A 19,007-nucleotide genomic window follows, 5' to 3' on the forward strand; every position below is an offset into this window, starting at 1 on the left:
CGATCGGAGAAAGCCTTGGCACTAATCCTTGCAGCAGATGAGCAAGCAATTCTGACGGCAGCTTCTGCGCTTGCCGAAGGCAAGCTCGTCGCCATCCCGACCGAGACCGTTTATGGGCTCGCGGCCGACGCAACCAATGGCGATGCAGTGGCCAGAATTTTTGAAGCAAAGGGCAGGCCGCATTTCAACCCGCTGATCTGCCATGTTTCCGATATCGCCATGGCGGAACGTTACGCCCTGATCGATCCCCTATCGCGAAGCTTGATCGATGCGTTCTGGCCGGGCCCACTCACGCTGGTCCTTCCCCTGAAGCCGGATGCGGGAATTCATCCCCTCGTGGCGGCAGGTCTGGACACCATAGCCCTGCGGATGCCGCGCGGGATTGCCGGAAAGATCATTGCCGCGCTCGATCGGCCGCTCGCGGCTCCTAGCGCCAATACGTCTGGGAAGATCAGCGGCACGAATGCTGAAGCCGTCGCCGACGATCTTGGTCAAAAGATTGCGCTCATCCTCGATGCCGGGCCATCGGAAGTCGGACTGGAATCGACAATTGTCAAAGTACAAGGGGATGCGATCCTGTTGCTGCGTCCGGGCGGGCTTGCTGCTGAAGAGATAGAGGCGGTTATCGGCCACAAGCTGGAACGCCTGGATCAGCGTGCCGCCATTCAGGCGCCTGGCATGATGGCTTCGCATTATGCGCCGTCGGCGAGCGTCCGGCTCAATGTGCTTGAAGTGCGGGAAGGGGAGTGCTTGCTTGCTTTCGGCCCGCTGCGTGCAATGCGCGCCGAACTTGCCACGGCCAGCCTCAACCTTAGCGAGACTGGCAATCTGCGCGAGGCCGCCGCCAACCTTTTCGACTTCATGAAACGCCTCGATAGCTTCGGCGGCACGGTGATCGCTGTTGAACCTATTCCCTTTAGCGGACTGGGCGAAGCCATCAATGACCGGCTCGTCCGTGCTGCCGCGCCCCGCTCGCTTTCGACTGACGAGATGGAACAGATAAAATGACCCTGACACTGGAATTGATCGAACGCTTTACGGCGATTGTCGGTGAGAAATATGCACTGCGCGATAAACAGGACATTGAACCTTATCTCGTCGAGCCGCGCGACAAGTTTGGTGGCAAGACATCGTTGGTGCTGCGTCCGGCGCAGGTTGAAGAGGTTTCGGCCGTTCTCAAACTGGCGACTGAAACCGGCACGGCCATTATTCCCCAAGGCGGCAATACGGGCCTTGTGGGGGGACAGGTACCTGATGAAAGCGGCGACCAGATCATCCTGTCGCTATCCCGGTTGAACGCAATTCGTTCCATCGACACATCGGGCAACCTTGCCATCGTCGAGGCTGGCGTTGTCCTGCAGAAACTCCAGGAAGCGGCTGAACAAGCTGGCCGTTTATTTCCCCTATCACTCGGCTCGGAGGGCTCGTGCCAGATTGGCGGCAATCTCTCGTCCAATGCGGGTGGAACCGCAGTACTCGCCTACGGAAATACGCGCGAACTCTGTCTTGGGGTGGAGGTTGTGCTTCCCACGGGCGAAATCCTGAACGATCTTCGAACCGTCAAGAAAGACAATACCGGCTATGATCTGAAAGATCTTTTTATCGGCGCGGAAGGCACGCTCGGCGTGATCACCGCCGCGGTCATGAAGCTCTTCCCGCTGCCGAAGGGCAAGGGCGTCGCCTACGCAGGTCTTGCCAGTCCGGATGATGCATTGAAGCTGTTGAGCCTGGCGCAGATCCATGCAGGGTCGTCCTTGACCGGCTTCGAACTGATGCCACGTATCGGCGTCGAGTTTTCGGTCGCCCACACCGATGGCGTACGCAACCCTCTGCAGCAACCGCACAAATGGTACGTGCTGATCGATATTTCTTCGTCACGCTCGGCCGAAGATGCCCGCGAGACCATCGAAACGATCTTGACCGAGGCGTTCGAAGCAGGTCTCGTCGAAGATGCGACGATTGCGGAAAGTACGGCGCAGGAGAAATCATTCTGGCACATGCGGGAGGCTATGTCCGACGCCCAAAAGCCGGAAGGCGGCTCAATCAAGCATGATATTTCCGTTCCGGTTGCTCGTATCCCTGACTTCATCGCCGAGGCTGACGCCGCCGTTCTCGATATCATCCTGGGCGCACGCATCGTTTCCTTCGGCCACATGGGTGATGGCAATTTGCACTATAATATTTCCCAGCCGGTAGGCGCCGACAAGCAGGCGTTTCTCGATCGCTGGGTCGAAGTCAACAAGAGTGTGCACGATATCGTCCGTGCCTATGGAGGTTCGATCTCCGCAGAGCATGGTATCGGGCAATTGAAGCGCAGGGAGCTTTCCGAGACGAAATCCCCGGTGGCTCTCGATCTCATGCGCCGGATCAAGAAATCCTTCGATCCGGCGGGTATCATGAACCCCGGAAAAGTCATCTGATTCCGTCAATCATCTGTTCATACCCCTTACCGGAATCTTGGTGCCGGTTGGGTTTCGATAACCATTCCACCTAATCAGAAAGAGTTAACCCCGTTCGTTAAGCGGGATTGGGAGAGTTGGCGCCTATTGTTGCCCTAACGAGACCGGAAAATGGTCCGCACTACAGGGAAATACAGAGAAGACCGGAAAACCGGCTCTCAGGATCGACAGAAGGCGTCACATGAAGAAAACCGGAGCCAAGCCGGTTTGGGCAGGTCGGGAATTCCGGCTTGACCCATTCCATCTGCCACAGACGGTCACTTACGCCACGCGCGACGACCGTGACGATATCACTTTCACGCTGCACGAACGCGGCGCGGTGGTGAAGCGTTTGCTGCCGGCAAGTCATCTGCCCGTTTCGCTCGCCTTGCCACCTTGTGCCTTTCTCGGCGTGACAGCGCGCGCAGCTGAGGACGAGATTGGGGATATCACGGTAACTCTGGAACTTATGCACACGGACCCGCATCTCTCTGTGCCGCTGCTGGTTGCGCATGATCTCAACGATATCGCTGCGGATTGGCGTGCCTGGTCGGCGCTGTTCAAACTGCCGATGATGCTGGTCGAGGAAGACGGTGTCGCACGGCAGCTGGAACAGAGCATCGGGCCGGTTGCTGTTGCAGCGCCAAAAGAGCGCCGTCAGGGCCGCGAGCCGCGCCGCCGCCGTCCACGCTTTCTTGCTCGCCGCAAGATGGGTGATCTCGGCCTGCGGCTCGTGATTGGCGGCGAGGAAATCATCGCTCAGGGCGGGAAATAACCGACAAAAAAGCGCCGAAGTGGGATAAGTTTGGGTGCAATCCAGAAGACCCCCTCCCTGCTGCTACGCAGCCTCCCTCCCCACAAGGGGGAGGGCAACAGCGCTTTATCCTGCAGCGCCTCCTGTTTGACCTGTGCAGCATGACAGTTGCAACGGTCTCACCCTCCCCCTTGTGGGGAGGGAGGCTGCGTAGCAGCAGGGAGGGGTTCTTCTCATAACTTCCGTTATTCCAAAAAAAAATCGTGGCTGTTTATCCACGCCCCCAAAACCTCGCTTATTCTATTCCCGTCCTCTTCACGGGAACTGCTTCCGGAGCCGTTCGAAGTGGGGAGAGGAGCGGCGCCTCCGATGGCGGGTAACGGACCCGCTGTCCGGGGAAGTTCTGTCCAAGGGTTCCCCTGCCGGTACTACGACTGGCGTGTGCTGGACGAGCACTTCGAAAGGGGCTTTCGGCAACGGGTGAAGCAATTCACCCAACGTCAAGGCCTCCCAAGCGGAACGGACGGGATCAAAAGACGCCGGACGGGCGGTCTTCGGATCGCATTACTTATCTACAAAGACGCGCTTCGACGACCGCCCGTCTTCCCAGCATGCAAGCAATGGCCAGGCGCGAAAGCGGGCGTGGCAAGGGGGAACCATACCCGGTTCTTTGAAATCAGGATGAAGCTCAGAACAGCGGCTTGACCACCGTCCACAAGCCACCAAACACGAGGCCGAGAAAGATCAACCAGCCAACCACGGTATTCGACTTGAACAGCCTGAGGCATTCGTTCGGGTTATCGATGTCGAGTGTCATGATCTGGCGATACATATGCGCGCCCGCAGCCAGCAGTCCGGCCACCGCGGGCATCGGAACCTCCGCCACGGCAAAGGCTCCAAGAAAGAGGGCCAATGCGCCGCCATAAAGCACGATCAGCGCTTCTCGGGTGCGGCTGCCGAACAGCCTGGCGGTTGAATGCACGCCAACCAGCGCGTCATCTTCCTTGTCCTGGTGGGCGTAGATCGTGTCATAGCCGATGACCCACAGGATCGATCCTGCATAAAGCAGGACAGCTGGCCAGTCGAGCGAACCAAAGTGCGCGGACCATCCCACAAGCGCACCCCAGGAAAAGGCAAGTCCCAGAACAAGTTGTGGCCAGTTGGTTATTCGCTTCATGAAAGGATATACGGCGACGATAACCAATGATCCGATGGCAAGGAATACCGTGAACAGGTTGAACTGCACCACGACTGCCAACCCCGCAAGTGCCTGCAGAACGAGAAAAACCTTCGCCTGTTTACGGGTCACCTGACCCGACGGAAGCGGCCGCGAACGCGTTCGTGCGACCTTGTTGTCGATATCTTCGTCGGCGAGGTCATTATAGGTGCAGCCAGCACCCCGCATGGCGATAGCGCCGATCAGAAAGAGCACCAAGTGATAGGGTGAAGGCAGCACCGACCAGAGCGGAGTGCCGACCTTCGCACCGGCAGCTGCCGCGAGGGCCGTCGCCCACCAGCACGGCCATAGCAGGAGCCACCAACCGATTGGCCGGTCCCAGCGTGCCAGCTGGGCATAGGGCCAAAGCCAGTTCGGCAATGTCCGGTAGACCCAATGACCTGACGGGGCATCGAAAACCCTGCCGCGGGCCTGCGTAGACTGGATAATGTCTTTTTCTGAAGTCATGCTTTGACCTTGCAGCGCTGGGCAATACAGTCAAGCGGTTTAGGCGTTTTTCAGGGCAAATCCGTGGTGCGCGCTTGACCCTGAGAGCATCACACCATACCGAGACGACAGTTTTCAAAGCGGAGCTCAAATTCGATGAACGTCTTGCTGATAGGTTCGGGTGGCCGCGAACACGCTCTTGCCTGGAAGATCGCCGCCTCGCCGGTGTTGTCGACGCTCTATTGCGCGCCCGGCAATCCAGGCATTGCGAGCGCTGCAGAATGCGTTGCACTCGATCCGACAGATCACGAAGCGATCATTGCCTTCTGCCGGCAAAGGTCGATTGAGTTTGTTGTGGTTGGCCCGGAAGCACCCTTGGTCGCAGGCATCGCCGACGATCTGCGCGCCGCCGGGATTTCGGTATTCGGGCCCTCAAAGATGGCCGCACGTCTTGAGGGGTCGAAAGGCTTCACCAAGGACCTTTGCGCCCAGTTCGATATTCCTACTGGCAGGTATCAGCGTTTCACTGAGGCTGAAGCGGCCAAGACCTATATCCGCCAGGAGGGCGTGCCGATCGTGGTCAAGGCGGATGGGCTCGCGGCAGGCAAGGGCGTCGTCGTCGCGTTCGAACTTCAGGAAGGGCTCGATGCTGTGGACGCCTGCTTCGATGGAGCATTTGGCGGAGCTGGTGCCGAAGTCGTTGTGGAAGAATATCTTGAAGGCGAAGAGGCCAGTTTCTTTTGCCTGTGCGATGGGAAGACAGCATTGCCATTCGGCACCGCCCAGGATCACAAGCGTGTTGGCGATGGCGATACCGGCGCGAATACTGGCGGCATGGGAGCCTATTCGCCGGCCCCGGTGATGACGCAGGCGATCATCGGCCTCACCATGCGCGACCTGATCGAACCGACGATGCGCGGCATGGCCGAGATCGGCGCACCCTTCAGTGGCGTGCTGTTTGCTGGCCTGATGATCACCAGAGACGGGCCGAAACTGATTGAATACAACACGCGGTTTGGCGATCCGGAAACGCAGGTGCTGATGTTGCGTCTGAAGGATGATCTGTTGCTGCTGCTGAAGGCCGCGGCTGACGGCGCACTCGATCAGATGTCCGTTCGCTGGAACGACGATCCGGCACTGACGGTGGTCATGGCTGCCAAAGGCTACCCGGCGGCACCGGAAAAAGGCAGCGTGATAAGAGGCGTTGACACCGCCGGCCATGATGAAAACGTCGAGATTTTCCACGCGGGAACTAAAGACAGGAATGGAGAACTGATCGCCATTGGCGGCCGGGTTCTAAACATCACGGCAAGCGGCAAGACGGTTCAGGAAGCGCAGAAGGCAGCTTATGCCGCGATTGCGAAGATCGATTGGCCGGAGGGTTTTTACCGCCATGATATTGGCTGGCGCGCCATCGAACGAGAAAAGGCGCTATAGGAAAGGCGTCAAGGCAGGGTAGCGGATGCGATCGGGCGCATCGGCTGCCATGCTGGTTCTCTTCAAACATGCGGCCGTGATCCCGAAGGGCAGGGTCTCATAGAAGTGATCGAGCTGACGCGAGACCGATTGGCTGAGTGCGAGAGACAGCGCGTCTACGGTGAGGGTCCTAGCCCTCAGTTGGCCCCTAGGCTGCTCCACCACCGAAGCGGTTATTGTGCTGTCTACCGCCCCCTTGACCGGAGGGAGCAAAGGTTCAGTAGAGGCGACCAGTATGGGTTGCTGGTATGGCGGCTTGTCGCGGGGCGTTGGCAGATTGTCCGGCGGGATAGCGTCGACCAGACCACCGAACGGCCACGTCCTTTTCAGCTCAGTCACCGTCATATCGGCGACGTTGACGTCGATGTCCCGGCTGGTCCCGGGCGGGCGATAGGGGCAGCGGCGCTCGGTGCAATTGTTCTGCGAAGTGAACTGCCAAAGCACATAATCCTGCCAGTTGCCCTTGGGAAAATGCGGAGCGATGTCCGATTGATAACGCGCGTACCAAAGCGGCAGACGTGACAGGATGGGGAGCTCCAGACGGTGATCAGCAATATATCGCGCTGTTATGCCGTTCGTGTACAGAACCGGATAGCGCCCGGTGCGGAACCTGATATGCTCGGCAAAAATCTGCGCATCCTGCAATGACATGAACTTGTTAGGGTCGTTGTCCTCGATATCGATCGCCATCAACTCATCGTCAGCCGGATCGGTGTAGTCGATGAAATGATTGGCCTGCTCGATAGGATTGCCGGGACGGCCGAGATGATAGGCTCCCCATTTGAGCCCCAGTGCTTTGGCGAGCTGGCGGCGCGTCTGGTATAGCTCGCGCGAGACGGAATAATTGCGCCATATGCGTTTGCACAATTCCTGTTGCATCGCATCGACGATACGGTTGCAATGGTAATTGGCGGGCATGCCGTCGGAGCCTTTGTGGATGAAGGCGGCAACACGCGGGTCCTTGGCGATTTCCATGAGGTTGAAGGAGTTGTGTTCGTATCCGTCGAGTATGATCGCGCGCTCTTTGTTGGCCCAGGGCGAGCGGAACTCTGACTCCGCATGGACGAGGCCGCCAGACATGAGGGCGGCAACGAACATGGCAAAAGCACGTACGCGGATTGTCAAATGGGTGTTCCCTCGCACCTCGCGAACAAGTCTCTCAATCTGATAGTACCCAATGATGGTCACCGCATCGCGGTTAATAAACGGTTAGCCACCGTTAATTGCGCTCTGAATGGCTTCTCTGGAACGGGATTTTGAAGCCACTATAGCAATATCTTACGTTTACGTAAAAATAAGCTTGCCTCGAGCACGCACGAAGTTGCAATGTGCAGCCCGCAACGAGCATCAGCTGATGAGGAGACATGATCGATGTACCGCGCGCCCGTCGATGAAATCGCCCATACTCTGAAGACAATCGCCGGACTCGACGAAGTCATCGCGCAAGGACGTTTCGCTGATTTGTCGGATGACCTGGTAGACGCCATTCTGGAAGAAGCGGGTAAATTTGCATCCACCCGTGTGGCACCGCTGCTCGAGGTTGGCGACAAGTATGGTACTCCGTTAGAGGATGCAGAAGTTACCATGCCGCCGGGCTGGAAAGACGTTTACGGAGAGTGGATCGCCGGTGGCTGGAATGCCTTGACCGGTTCGCACGAGTTCGGCGGGCAGGGGTTGCCGATGATGCTGGCGATCGCGACGTTTGAAATGTGGAATTCCGGCTCGATGGCCTTCGGCATCGGACCGACGTTGACACTCGGCGCCATCGAAGCGCTTGAAGCGCATGCTACCGACGAGTTGAAGCGCACCTATCTGCCAAAGCTCGTATCCGGCGAGTGGATGGGAACGATGAACCTCACCGAGCCGCAGGCTGGTTCCGACGTTGGCGCCCTGCGCACCAGAGCCGAACGCATCGATGATGGTACCTATCGCATTTTCGGCACGAAGATATTCATCACCTACGGCGAGCACGACCTCACAGAGAATATCGTTCATATGGTTCTGGCCCGCCTGCCCGACGCACCGGCGGGCACCAAGGGCATTTCGTTGTTTCTCGTGCCAAAGTTTTTGGTGAAGGAGGACGGGTCACTTGGCCCTCGCAACGACGTCTTTTGTGGCGGCATCGAGCACAAGATGGGCATTCACGGCTCGCCCACTTGCACGATGATCTACGGCGACGGTTTCGCAAAGGACAAGGAACCGGGCGCCATTGGTTGGCTCATCGGCGAGGAAAATCGGGGGCTCGCCTGCATGTTTACCATGATGAACAATGCACGCCTCGCGGTCGGCATTCAGGGTGTCGCCGTGGCGGAGGCTGCTTATCAGAAGGCATTGGGCTATGCGCAGGAGCGCCGTCAGATGCGCGCGCCGGGCTGGACGGGCGAGGGTATGAGCCCAATCATCGAACACCCGGATGTGCAGCGTAACCTGTTGACGATGAAGGGTTTGACCGGGGCCGCACGGTCCATTGCTTATGCCTGCGCGCACGCACTCGACATGGCAAAAACAGCGTCGGAAGACGATGCGCAGCACTGGGCAGACCGTGCCAATCTGTTGACGCCGGTCGCCAAGGCATTTTCCACCGATATAGGCGTCGATGTGGCGTCGATCGGCATCCAGGTCCATGGCGGGATGGGTTATATTGAGGAGACTGGCGCTGCACAATTTCTGCGCGACGCTCGTATTGCACCCATCTATGAAGGAACAAATGGCATCCAGGCCGTTGATCTCGTCCAGCGTAAATTGCAGTTGGGCGAGGGTGAGCACATCAGGACCTATATCGCTGAACTCCGCGCCGTAGCAGAGGCCGTGGCGGCATCGAATAGTGTAGATTTCGGACAGACTGGGCAACGTCTGCTGGCGGGTTTGGATGATCTGGAGGCGGCGAGCCTTTGGCTGCAGCAGGCGCTGGCCAGCGGTGAGATCAGCGCGGCATTCGCCGGAGCGACGCCCTATCTGCGGCTTTTCGGTCTCGCTGCCGGAGCGACATACCTTGCAAAAGGTGCACTGGGCAGCGAGCATGCTGGACGCACAGCGTTGGCGCGCTTCTTTGCGGAAAACCTCCTGTCCGAAACTTCAGCGCTAAAAGACCGCGTCATTCATGGTGCGGCCAGTTTACTCGACGCGCGTTCGGCCCTCGCTTCATAAGGAAATCCATGTCAGACCATATTCAAATCGAGCGCCATGGCGCTGTCCAGATTATCCGCATGAACCGGCCGGACAAGAAGAACGCTCTTACCCGTGCAATGTATACGACGATGACCAAGGCGATCGTCGACGGTGACGTCGACGCCTCGATTCGCGCCCACGTGTTCTTTGGCGTGCCGGGAGCCTTTTCGTCCGGCAATGACCTGCAGGACTTCATGGCCTTTGCCACCACTGGCAATATGGGCAGCGAAGTCATTGATTTTCTGATTGCGCTGGTCAACGCGAAGAAGCCACTTCTGGCAGGCGTGGACGGCCTTGCGATTGGGGTCGGCACCACGATTCATTTCCATTGCGATCTGACGTTCGCTACACCGCAATCTTACTTCAAGACGCCCTTTGTCGATCTCGGACTGGTACCGGAAGCGGGCTCCAGTTTGCTGGGTCCGGTATTGATGGGCCACCAAAGGGCTTTTGCTTTCCTGGCCATGGGCGAAGGATTGCACGCGGTTGAAGCCAAGGAAGCGGGGCTGGTCTACAAGCTGGTCGATACAGAGGAACTGGAAAGCACAGTCCTGAGTGTGGCGGCCGAGATTGCGGCAAAGCCACCGGAAGCCATGCAGATTTCACGCGATCTTCTGCGGATGCCGCGAGAGGATGTTGTCGAACGCATCAAGCTGGAGGCAAAATTTTTCGCCGAGCGCCTCCAGTCCGAGGAGGCGCGGGGCGCGTTGATGGCCTTTCTCACGCGAAAGAAAGGCTAAGGATAGAGCCTTGTCTTGCCCCAGTCGCCTTCCGGCGTCAGGCGGCTGAAGACCACCCGGTCATGCAAGCGAAACGGCCGATCCTGCCAGAACTCGATAGATGTTGGTCGAATGCGAAACCCCGACCAATAGTCGGGTCTGGGAATTTCACCAATTGGATAACGTGCAGTGTATTCGGCGACGGCCTTTTCCAGCGCAAACCGGCTTTCAAGGGGACGAGATTGTTTTGATGCCCAGGCGCCGATACGACTACCGCGAGGGCGCGTTGCATAGTAGGCGTCGGCCTCTTCTCTGCTGACGATCTCGACAGGCCCGCGAATACGGACTTGACGACGAAGAGATTTCCAGTGAAAGCACATCGCCGCTTTCATGGATCCCAGAATTTCCTGACCCTTTTGGCTCTCAAAATTTGTATAGAAAACAAAGCCTTGGCTGTCGAATCCCTTAAGGAGAACCATGCGGACATCTGGCAATCCTTCGTTGTCCACTGTTGCCAGCGCTACAGCATTGGGATCATTGGGTTCGGTCTTACTCGCCTCCGCCAGCCATTCATCGAAAAGCGCGAACGGCTCGGAATTCTCCGTGAAGTCATCTGTTGTTAACTTCATTTAATCCATAGTCCCATAGTCATTTCGGATTGACCTTGTTAAAGAGAGATATGTGTTTGGCGTTTCTACGATCTGATAGCAAGAAATTTGGTGCAAAAAAACAGCATTGGCACGGGCCTTATCCGGGCTTTGCCGTTGGTGTTGCCCTTTGCTTGTTGTCGGGCTGCGCCATGAACGATTTCAGCATCGAGAAAGCGGCTCCAGACCAGGCAACAGTAACAGGGTCGGTCGCTCCTGCACAACCTGTCGACGCCAAGGGCTCGTCAGACCAATTGACAGTGCGCAACATCGTCTCGGCGCTGAATTTCACCCAATGGGGCAACAAGCCGGTTCCTTGGTCGAATCCCGAGACGGGCAGCCAAGGTACAATAACGACCATTGCTGAAAAGAAAGACGACGCCGGTCTTTGCCGCGAGTTCCAGACTTCGCGCGAGTCATTTGACGGGGTCATGATTTACAAGGGCGAGACCTGCATGCAAAATGGCGGGCAGTGGACGTTGAAATCTTTCGCGCCTATGTAGCACATGAAGAATCTGGGCCATTTTTCAACTTTTTCGTCTCAAATCTCTGGAATTTCTTCCTATTCGTGAGCATATAGCAGCGGAATCCCAAGACATCTCGCTCCGTTGCGAAGAAAGGCAGACACATGCGCGATCCCTATAGCGTGTTGGGCGTCGCCAAGACGGCGAAGCCCGAGGAAATTAAATCGGCGTTTCGCAAACTCGCGAAGAAGTATCATCCCGACCAAAATCAGGATGACCCGAAAGCACAGGCAAACTTCTCCGAAATCAATCAGGCTTACGAAATTGTTGGTGACAAGGAACGTCGCGGCCAGTTTGACAGGGGCGAGATCGATGCCGAAGGCAAGCAGCGCGCACCGCAGGGTTTTGAAGGTTACTCGAGCGCCGGCGGCGACCCGTTTGCCGGTTTCGGCGGCGGGCGTCGCCCGGGCGGTTTCGAGTTCCGTAGCGGCGGTACATCTGGCCTTGGTGCCGAAGACATACTGAGCAGCCTGTTTGGCGAGACCGGCGGCATGGGCGGCTTTGGCGGGGCCACGCGTCGCGCGGGGCCACGCAAAGGTGCGGACTTACAGGCAACTATAGATATCAGCCTTGAGCAGGCAGCGGGCGCCGAAAAGGTTGAAGCAATATTTCCCAACGGCAAGAGGCTGGCGATCAAACTGCCCGCACAGGTGGAAAACGGTCAAACGATTCGCTTGAAAGGACAGGGAGAAGCCGTTCCTGGTGGCACCGCTGGTGATGCTTTAGTCACAGTGCGGTTCAAACCGCATCCGAAATTTCGGGTCGAGGGAAGAGACCTTCATGTCGAACTTCCGGTTTCGTTGAGCGACGCTGCCCTCGGTTCGCGGCAGGAAGTCGAAACCCTCAATGGCCGCGTAGCGGTCAAAGTCGCGCCGTGGACCAGTTCCGATAGGGTTTTACGGTTGAAAGGCAAGGGTTTGCCAAAGAAGCCAGATGGCCATGGCGATCTGTTCGCTCACGTCCGCATCATGTTGCCGGAACATGGGGATCCAGCTTTGGAAGCCTTTTTACGCGATTCCAGTCATTGAAAATCCAAAACCAGATTAGATACCGCGCTTGAAGCCCGGCGCGGGCTGTGCGATACCCCACATCAATCATAAGTCTCATGAAGGGTTGGTATATGACCGCCAAAACTGGTTTGATGCAGGGTAAACGCGGCCTTATAATGGGTGTCGCCAACAATCGGTCGATTGCCTGGGGCATTGCCAAGGCAGCGCACGACGCAGGTGCCGAACTTGCATTTACCTATCAGGGCGATGCTTTGAAAAAGCGCGTCGAGCCCCTTGCACAGGAACTCGGCGCTTTTTTATGCGGACATTGCGATGTTTCCGATGCGTCGACCATCGACGCCTGCTTTGCTGCGCTTGAGCAGCATTGGGGCAAGATCGATTTTCTGGTCCACGCGATCGGTTTCTCCGACAAGGATGAACTCACGGGTCGCTACGTCGACACATCGGAAGCCAATTTCACAAAGACGATGCTGATTTCCGTCTTTTCGCTAACGGCGGTTGCCAAGCGGGCGGAAAAGCTGATGACGGACGGCGGCTCTATCCTGACGCTGACGTACTACGGTGCAGAAAAGGTCATGCCGAACTATAATGTCATGGGCGTTGCCAAGGCAGCGCTTGAGGCGAGCGTCAAATATCTGGCTGTCGATCTTGGCCCGGACAATATTCGGGTCAACGCAATTTCCGCAGGTCCGATCAAAACCCTTGCCGCATCCGGCATCGGTGATTTCCGCTACATCCTGAAGTGGAACGAGTACAACGCACCGCTGCGGCGTACCGTGACGATCGAGGAAGTCGGCGACGCTGGTCTTTATTTCCTTTCTGACTTGTCGCGCTCCGTCACAGGCGAGATCCACCACGCTGATAGCGGTTATCATGTCGTAGGAATGAAAGCAGTCGACGCACCGGATATCTCTGTCGTCAAGGATTGAATTTCAAGTGATTCTGCCTGGCTCGGTGATCTACTTTTCGCGTCATGGCGAGACGGATTGGAACGTCGCGGAGCGCATTCAAGGCCAAGCAGATGTCGATATGAATGCGCGTGGCCGTGCCCAGGCCGATCGCAATGGTGATCTTCTGAAATCATTGATCGGCGACGGGGCCGGCTTCGAATTCGTTGCCAGCCCCTTGCGGCGCACGCGCGATACAATGGAGCGAATCCGTACCCGCATGGGTCTCGATCCCAAGAACTACCATACCGATCCACGCCTGATGGAAGTGAGTTTCGGAGATTGGCAGGGCTTCATGATTGAAGACATCGCAGCCAAGACGCCGGAGCTTGTAGAAGAACGGGGGCGGGACAAGTGGAATTTCGTCCCACCGGGGGACACCGCCGAGAGCTATGCGACATTGAGTGTTCGTGTTGCAAGTTGGTTAGCCGAGATAAAGGGACCCACGGTTTGCGTAACCCATGGCGGTTGCCTGAGAACGATATTCCGTATGGTCGAGAAACTTGACGGCCACGATGCTGCCAATCTTCTTATCACACAGGATCAACTTCTGCGTCTGGAGGATGGCCACCTTACCTGGCTGTAGCTATTCCGTGGTCTCTTCGATGTCGGTAATGAAGCGTTCCTTGTTGACCACGTCGAACATCAACGTAACCTTCATACCCTGCTCGATAACGCTCAGGTCAAATTCGCCGGGCAATTTATAGACCTTGCCATCGTCGAGGGTAATGGTCGAATTGTCTTCATCGATCTTGGTGATTGTACCTTGCGCATCGTCCGCAAGAGCGCCGACCGGAAGCAGGGAGGCGATGAACATGAACGTTGCTACGATGAAGCGCATTTGAATTCCCCTATTATCAAATCTGTATGCCGGTCAATGACGCAAGTTAGAGCTTCCATTTGTGGCAAAACAATTGCTTTTTTCGTGTGGGATAAAGGAATTTCAACGGCGGGTTTGACCACAGGAGTAAACGCTCATAAAACCCCCTGACAAAACGTCGGATACGCTTATGTCGCACAATACTTTCGGTCATCTTTTTCGCGTCACCACATGGGGTGAAAGCCATGGAATTGCGCTTGGATGCGTGGTCGATGGCTGCCCTCCGGGTATTTCCTTCACAGAGGCGGAGATCCAGTCGTATCTCGATAAGCGCAGGCCCGGGCAGTCGAAATACACGACGCAACGTCGTGAGCCTGATCAGGTCCGCGTGCTTTCCGGCGTTATGCTACAAGATGACGGCCTTACCATGATTTCGACGGGGACGCCGATCTCGATGATGATCGAGAACACCGATCAGCGCTCGAAGGATTATGGGGATATTGCTCGCCAGTATCGCCCAGGTCACGCCGATTATACCTATGATATCAAATATGGAATCCGCGACTACCGGGGCGGTGGGCGGTCTTCGGCACGAGAAACCGCTGCGCGCGTTGCCGCTGGCGCCATAGCGCGGAAGGTGGTGCCCGGTCTCGTCGTGCGTGGAGCGCTGGTTGGGATGGGAATACATACCATCGACCGCGGCCGCTGGGATTGGGATGAGGTGAACAACAATCCATTCTTCACACCGGATCCGGGATCGGTCGACATATTCGCGGACTATCTGGATGGCATTCGCAAGGCTGGTTCATCTATCGGTGCTGTTGTTGAAGTGGTGGCGGAGAACGTTCCTACAGGTCTCGGTGCTCCGGTCTACGGCAAGCTTGATCAGGATATCGCCAGCTACCTCATGTCGATCAATGCCGTGAAAGGCGTAGAGATTGGCGATGGTTTCGACACTGCCAGACTCACCGGTGAAGAAAACGCTGACGAAATGCGCATGGGGAACGACGGAAAGCCAATTTTCCTGTCCAACCATGCCGGTGGGATTCTGGGCGGCATTTCCAGCGGCGCACCGATCGTCGCGCGCTTTGCCGTCAAGCCGACATCATCGATTTTGACGCCGCGCCGGAGTATTGATGCGGATGGCAATCAAGTCGATATCATGACCAAGGGCAGACATGACCCATGTGTCGGTATCCGTGCCGTGCCGATCGGTGAAGCAATGGTGGCGTGCGCCATCGCAGATCATTATCTCAGACATCGCGGCCAGACGGGCCGTATCTAAGCAAGGGGACGCTCATATGGCCTATAATCAAAAACGGGTCGTCGATGCCCTACGCGCTTTCGAACGCGGTGAAATCGTGGTTGTCATGGACGATGACGGCCGCGAGAACGAAGGCGATCTGATCGTCGCCGCAGTTCACTGTACGCCCGAAAAGATGGCCTTTATCGTTCGCCACACTTCAGGCATTGTCTGCACGCCGATGACCCGTGAGCACGCCAAACGTTTGAATCTCGCGCCAATGGTGGCGGACAATGATGCGCCCCATTCGACGGCGTTTACTGTCACTGTCGACTACAAACATGGGACGACGACGGGTATCTCGGCTGAAGATCGCACGTTGACAGCCAGAAACCTTGCCAATCCAAATGCCGGTGCTATCGATTTCGTGCGTCCCGGTCATATTTTTCCGCTGGTGGCCCGCGAAGGGGGCGTACTGATGCGTTCCGGCCATACAGAGGCCGCTGTTGATCTTTGCAAGCTGGCGGGACTGCCGCCTGTCGGGGTTATTTGCGAGTTGGTGAACGACGACGGTTCGGTTATGCGCGGTCCGCAGGTTGCAAGCTTTGCCGAAACTCATAAGCTGCACCAGGTAACGGTCGCCGATCTCATTGCCTATCGCCAGCGCAAGGAAACCCTGATCGAGCGAATTGGCGAGTATGAGATCGATACCTGCGCCGGACGCGCCAAGGCAATAACATACGCGCTGCCTTGGGAGCCGATGCACCATGCCGCGATCGTCTATGGCGATATTCGCGATGGCGAGGATGTTCCCGTTCGCCTGCAGCGTGAGGATGTGCTGAGCGATGTATTCGGCGCCCGCAATACGCTGGACAGTATCATGAAGCGCATCGCCGAGGAAAAGCGCGGAGTTATTGTCTATCTGCGCGAAGGATCGGTCGGTGTTGGCCGGGATGATGACCGCAATCGTGCAGCATTGCAGGAGCGCGAAGTCCATGCGGAAGCGCGCGTGCGCGAAGAGGAATGGCGTCAGATCGGGCTTGGTGCCCAGATATTGAAGGATCTCGGCATCACATCGATACGCTTATTGTCTTCGCGCGAACGGCACTATGTCGGGCTCGAAGGCTTCGGCATCCAGATCACCAAGACCGATATTATTTGAAAACTGGCTCTCGCTTGTTGCGAAGGCCGCTGCAAAATAGCAAGGAATGGTCGTTGGATTTGCTATAATCTCGCTGGATAGGTTCATTCAGCGAGGACACTGCCATGACCGCTCCCCATCCCTCCAAGACACATATCGGCAATCATGAACTGCATCCTGAGACGCTGATGCTGAACTACGGCTACGACCCGGAACTGTCCGAGGGGGCTGTCAAACCACCTGTATTCTTGACCTCGACCTTCGTATTCAAGTCCGCTGAAGAAGGCCGGGATTTCTTCGATTTTGTCTCTGGTCGCAAGGAACCGCCGGCCGGTACGGCGGCTGGTCTGGTCTACTCACGTTTTAATCATCCCAATAGCGAAATCGTTGAGGACCGGCTTGCCGTCTATGAGCGCACGGAAAGCTGTGCGGTTTTTTCCTCGGGAATGTCGGCGATTGCCACGACCCTGTTTGCATTCGTCCGTCCGGGCGACTCGATCCTGCACTCGCAGCCGCTCTATGGCGGCACCGAAACGCTGCTCGCCAAGACGTTCCTCAACATGGGCGTTGCAGCGGTCGGCTTCGCCGATGGCGTGAACGAAGCTTCGGTACAAGCTGCCGCTGACCAGGCAATGCAGAAGGGCCGTGTCTCCGTGATCCTGATCGAAACGCCTGCCAATCCAACCAACAGCTTGGTCGATGTGGCAATGATCCGCCGGATCGCCGAGGCCATTGGCGAAAAGCAGGGCCACCGCCCGATAATCGCCTGCGACAACACGTTGCTTGGACCGGTATTCCAACGGCCCATCGAGCACGGCGCGGATATTTCGCTGTATTCGCTGACAAAATATGTCGGCGGCCACTCCGATTTGATTGCGGGAGCAGCGCTCGGATCAAGAGCCGTGATGAAACAGGTCAAAGCGCTGCGTGGCGCGATCGGCACGCAACTCGATCCTCATTCCTGCTGGATGCTCGGGCGCTCGCTCGAAACCCTCAGTATTCGCATGGAAAAGGCCGACAACAACGCCTTGGCTATTGCCAATTTCCTTCGGGATCATCCGAAGGTCGAGAAGATACACTATCTGCCGTACCACGACGCGTCTTCACCCCTTGGTAAAACGTTTGCCGCTCAATGCACTGGAGCTGGCTCGACCTTCTCATTTGACATCGTGGGTGGACAGCCGGCGGCCTTCAAGTTCCTCAACGCATTGCAGATACTGAAACTGGCCGTGAGCCTTGGGGGTACGGAATCGCTGGCCAGCCATCCGGCAACGATGACTCACTCGGGCGTCCCCATTGACGTGCGCCAGCGCATTGGCGTGCTGGATTCAACAATAAGATTGTCGATCGGCATCGAACATCCGGATGACTTGATTGCCGATCTCACGCAGGCATTAAGCATCGCTTGAGCAATCAACACGTGCGGTAGAATTCGCTGACTTGTCTCTTGTACAACAGCGAGTAGCTAGTGCAATTTAATACGGCCCGCCTGGTCATGCTCATGCCCTTTTGCTGTTGCAGAAAGCTTTCATGGTAACTCGTCTTTATTCGCATCCGATTTATCTGGAACATTTGACACCTCCGGGGCATCCCGAACGGCCGGATCGATTGCGTGCGCTCAACAAGGTGCTGGAGGATAGCGCCTTCGATGCACTGGACCGTGTCCAGGCACCAACGGGCGACGAAACAACCATCCTTTATGCGCATCCCCAAACGTTTATTGAACGTGTCCGCAATACCGTCCCAGAAGAAGGGCTGGCGCGAGTCGATTCGGATACGACTGTGAGCCCCAAGAGCTGGGAAGCGGTGTTGACCGCAATCGGCGCAGCGAACGCCGCTGTGGATGACGTATTCACCGGTGTCGCGGACAATGTCTTCGTGGCTTCGCGTCCCCCCGGCCACCATGCAGAGCGGGACAAAGCCATGGGCTTTTGTCTGTTCAACAGCGCCGCGATCGCCGCCAGGCACGCCCAAAAAGCTCATGGCGTCGAACGTGTTGCAATCGTCGATTGGGACGTGCATCACGGCAATGGTACGCAGGACATTTTCTGGGATGATCCGTCGGTGCTCTATTGTTCGACGCATCAGATGCCCCTCTATCCTGGCACCGGAGCCAAGGACGAAACTGGTGCTGGCAATATCATCAATGCGCCTCTCAGCGCGCAAACTGGTAGCGACCATTTCAGAGAAGCATTCAACACGCGTATTCTCCCCGCTATCGATGAGTTTCGGCCCGAGCTGATTATCGTTTCTGCCGGTTTCGATGCCCATCACCGCGACCCGTTGGCGGAAATAAATCTGAACGAGGACGATTTTGACTGGGCGACCGGGACCCTGATGGAAAGAGCTGGGAGCTATGCGTCAAACCGCCTTGTCAGCCTTCTGGAAGGCGGTTACGACCTCAAGGGTATGTCGCTCTCGGCGGGCGCGCATATTAGACGCTTGATGGGAGGCTGA

Annotated in this window: 18 protein-coding genes; 14 read left to right on the plus strand and 4 right to left on the minus strand. The window is 57.0% G+C overall.

Annotation, left to right across the window (positions count from 1 at the left end; translation table 11 throughout):
- The first annotated feature begins 15 nt into the window (after positions 1–15).
- From PHA01_RS02020 to PHA01_RS02030, 3 genes are all read left to right on the plus strand, one after another.
- Positions 16–1,008 carry an L-threonylcarbamoyladenylate synthase gene (locus tag PHA01_RS02020; protein WP_271893003.1) on the plus strand — a complete coding sequence of 331 codons (993 nt, stop codon included), beginning with the start codon at positions 16–18 and terminating at the stop codon, positions 1,006–1,008.
- Complete coding sequence (locus PHA01_RS02025; RefSeq protein ID WP_271893005.1) at positions 1,005–2,420, plus strand: FAD-binding oxidoreductase; 1,416 nt, start codon at positions 1,005–1,007, stop codon at positions 2,418–2,420. The genes PHA01_RS02020 and PHA01_RS02025 overlap by 4 nt, the downstream gene beginning before the upstream one ends.
- Before the next feature lie 220 nt (positions 2,421–2,640).
- Entirely contained in the window at positions 2,641–3,213 is a 573-nt protein-coding gene (locus tag PHA01_RS02030) for a DUF6101 family protein (RefSeq protein WP_271893007.1), read from the plus strand.
- A gap of 667 nt (positions 3,214–3,880) precedes the next feature.
- Here the strand turns inward: PHA01_RS02030 and ubiA are convergent.
- Positions 3,881–4,876 carry a 4-hydroxybenzoate octaprenyltransferase gene (ubiA, locus tag PHA01_RS02035; protein ID WP_271893009.1) on the minus strand — a complete coding sequence of 332 codons (996 nt, stop codon included), beginning with the start codon at positions 4,874–4,876 and terminating at the stop codon, positions 3,881–3,883.
- 135 nt (positions 4,877–5,011) lie between these two features.
- On the opposite strand from ubiA, the gene purD reads away from it, so the two are divergent.
- Positions 5,012–6,292: a phosphoribosylamine--glycine ligase gene (gene purD, locus PHA01_RS02040; RefSeq protein WP_271893011.1), complete on the plus strand. Its 1,281-nt coding sequence runs from the start codon at positions 5,012–5,014 to the stop codon at positions 6,290–6,292.
- Here the strand turns inward: purD and PHA01_RS02045 are convergent.
- Positions 6,287–7,456, minus strand: coding sequence for a glycoside hydrolase family 25 protein (locus PHA01_RS02045; protein WP_271893013.1), 1,170 nt, complete (start codon positions 7,454–7,456; stop codon positions 6,287–6,289). The two genes, purD and PHA01_RS02045, sit on opposite strands and share 6 nt — an antisense overlap.
- Positions 7,457–7,702: 246 nt before the next feature.
- On the opposite strand from PHA01_RS02045, the gene PHA01_RS02050 reads away from it, so the two are divergent.
- Both PHA01_RS02050 and PHA01_RS02055 read left to right on the plus strand, forming a co-directional pair.
- Positions 7,703–9,478 carry an acyl-CoA dehydrogenase family protein gene (locus tag PHA01_RS02050; RefSeq protein ID WP_271893015.1) on the plus strand — a complete coding sequence of 592 codons (1,776 nt, stop codon included), beginning with the start codon at positions 7,703–7,705 and terminating at the stop codon, positions 9,476–9,478.
- 8 nt (positions 9,479–9,486) lie between these two features.
- Positions 9,487–10,239, plus strand: a complete 753-nt coding sequence (locus PHA01_RS02055; protein WP_271893017.1) for a crotonase/enoyl-CoA hydratase family protein — start codon at positions 9,487–9,489, stop codon at positions 10,237–10,239.
- Here the strand turns inward: PHA01_RS02055 and pdxH are convergent.
- Complete coding sequence (pdxH, locus tag PHA01_RS02060; RefSeq protein WP_271893019.1) at positions 10,236–10,847, minus strand: pyridoxamine 5'-phosphate oxidase; 612 nt, start codon at positions 10,845–10,847, stop codon at positions 10,236–10,238. The genes PHA01_RS02055 and pdxH overlap by 4 nt on opposite strands.
- Before the next feature lie 170 nt (positions 10,848–11,017).
- Here pdxH and PHA01_RS02065 point away from each other — a divergent pair, with 170 nt between their 5' ends.
- The 4 genes from PHA01_RS02065 (at position 11,018) to PHA01_RS02080 (ending at position 13,932) form a co-directional block, all read left to right on the plus strand.
- On the plus strand, positions 11,018–11,368 hold the full coding sequence (locus PHA01_RS02065) for an RT0821/Lpp0805 family surface protein (protein ID WP_271893021.1): 351 nt from the start codon (positions 11,018–11,020) through the stop codon (positions 11,366–11,368).
- Positions 11,369–11,493: 125 nt separating this feature from the next.
- Positions 11,494–12,417 (plus strand): J domain-containing protein, encoded by a 924-nt coding sequence (locus PHA01_RS02070; RefSeq protein ID WP_271893023.1) that lies wholly within the window; start codon positions 11,494–11,496, stop codon positions 12,415–12,417.
- A gap of 92 nt (positions 12,418–12,509) precedes the next feature.
- Entirely contained in the window at positions 12,510–13,328 is an 819-nt protein-coding gene (gene fabI / locus PHA01_RS02075) for an enoyl-ACP reductase FabI (protein WP_114432770.1), read from the plus strand.
- Between the two features lie 13 nt (positions 13,329–13,341).
- Positions 13,342–13,932, plus strand: a complete 591-nt coding sequence (locus tag PHA01_RS02080) for a histidine phosphatase family protein (RefSeq protein ID WP_271893910.1) — start codon at positions 13,342–13,344, stop codon at positions 13,930–13,932.
- Here PHA01_RS02080 and PHA01_RS02085 read toward each other — a convergent pair whose 3' ends face one another.
- Entirely contained in the window at positions 13,933–14,187 is a 255-nt protein-coding gene (locus PHA01_RS02085) for a DUF1344 domain-containing protein (protein WP_112527297.1), read from the minus strand.
- 169 nt (positions 14,188–14,356) lie between these two features.
- Here PHA01_RS02085 and aroC point away from each other — a divergent pair, with 169 nt between their 5' ends.
- The 4 genes from aroC to PHA01_RS02105 all read left to right on the plus strand — a co-directional run bounded on the left by aroC (position 14,357) and on the right by PHA01_RS02105 (position 19,007).
- On the plus strand, positions 14,357–15,451 hold the full coding sequence (gene aroC / locus PHA01_RS02090; RefSeq protein WP_271893028.1) for a chorismate synthase: 1,095 nt from the start codon (positions 14,357–14,359) through the stop codon (positions 15,449–15,451).
- Between the two features lie 16 nt (positions 15,452–15,467).
- Positions 15,468–16,571, plus strand: a complete 1,104-nt coding sequence (gene ribB / locus PHA01_RS02095; protein WP_112527301.1) for a 3,4-dihydroxy-2-butanone-4-phosphate synthase — start codon at positions 15,468–15,470, stop codon at positions 16,569–16,571.
- A 104-nt stretch (positions 16,572–16,675) separates the two neighbouring features.
- The gene (locus tag PHA01_RS02100; protein WP_271893032.1) at positions 16,676–17,959 is read left to right on the plus strand and encodes a cystathionine gamma-synthase family protein; all 1,284 of its coding nucleotides are present in this window, start codon (positions 16,676–16,678) and stop codon (positions 17,957–17,959) included.
- Positions 17,960–18,080: 121 nt separating this feature from the next.
- Positions 18,081–19,007 carry a histone deacetylase family protein gene (locus PHA01_RS02105; protein ID WP_271893034.1) on the plus strand — a complete coding sequence of 309 codons (927 nt, stop codon included), beginning with the start codon at positions 18,081–18,083 and terminating at the stop codon, positions 19,005–19,007.

Source organism: Candidatus Phyllobacterium onerii, from assembly GCF_028331445.1.
Lineage (GTDB): Bacteria > Pseudomonadota > Alphaproteobacteria > Rhizobiales > Rhizobiaceae > Phyllobacterium > Phyllobacterium onerii.

Excerpts from the sequence above, each read along its gene's own strand:
- PHA01_RS02025 (WP_271893005.1), top strand. The coding sequence starts at position 1,005 with ATGACCCTGACACTGGAATTGATCGAACGCTTTACGGCGATTGTCGGT.
- PHA01_RS02030 (WP_271893007.1), top strand. The coding sequence starts at position 2,641 with ATGAAGAAAACCGGAGCCAAGCCGGTTTGGGCAGGTCGGGAATTCCGG.
- ubiA (WP_271893009.1), bottom strand. The coding sequence starts at position 4,876 with ATGACTTCAGAAAAAGACATTATCCAGTCTACGCAGGCCCGCGGCAGG.
- purD (WP_271893011.1), top strand. The coding sequence starts at position 5,012 with ATGAACGTCTTGCTGATAGGTTCGGGTGGCCGCGAACACGCTCTTGCC.
- PHA01_RS02050 (WP_271893015.1), top strand. The coding sequence starts at position 7,703 with ATGTACCGCGCGCCCGTCGATGAAATCGCCCATACTCTGAAGACAATC.
- PHA01_RS02055 (WP_271893017.1), top strand. The coding sequence starts at position 9,487 with ATGTCAGACCATATTCAAATCGAGCGCCATGGCGCTGTCCAGATTATC.
- pdxH (WP_271893019.1), bottom strand. The coding sequence starts at position 10,847 with ATGAAGTTAACAACAGATGACTTCACGGAGAATTCCGAGCCGTTCGCG.
- PHA01_RS02065 (WP_271893021.1), top strand. The coding sequence starts at position 11,018 with ATGAACGATTTCAGCATCGAGAAAGCGGCTCCAGACCAGGCAACAGTA.
- PHA01_RS02070 (WP_271893023.1), top strand. The coding sequence starts at position 11,494 with ATGCGCGATCCCTATAGCGTGTTGGGCGTCGCCAAGACGGCGAAGCCC.
- fabI (WP_114432770.1), top strand. The coding sequence starts at position 12,510 with ATGACCGCCAAAACTGGTTTGATGCAGGGTAAACGCGGCCTTATAATG.
- PHA01_RS02085 (WP_112527297.1), bottom strand. The coding sequence starts at position 14,187 with ATGCGCTTCATCGTAGCAACGTTCATGTTCATCGCCTCCCTGCTTCCG.
- aroC (WP_271893028.1), top strand. The coding sequence starts at position 14,357 with ATGTCGCACAATACTTTCGGTCATCTTTTTCGCGTCACCACATGGGGT.
- ribB (WP_112527301.1), top strand. The coding sequence starts at position 15,468 with ATGGCCTATAATCAAAAACGGGTCGTCGATGCCCTACGCGCTTTCGAA.
- PHA01_RS02100 (WP_271893032.1), top strand. The coding sequence starts at position 16,676 with ATGACCGCTCCCCATCCCTCCAAGACACATATCGGCAATCATGAACTG.
- PHA01_RS02105 (WP_271893034.1), top strand. The coding sequence starts at position 18,081 with ATGGTAACTCGTCTTTATTCGCATCCGATTTATCTGGAACATTTGACA.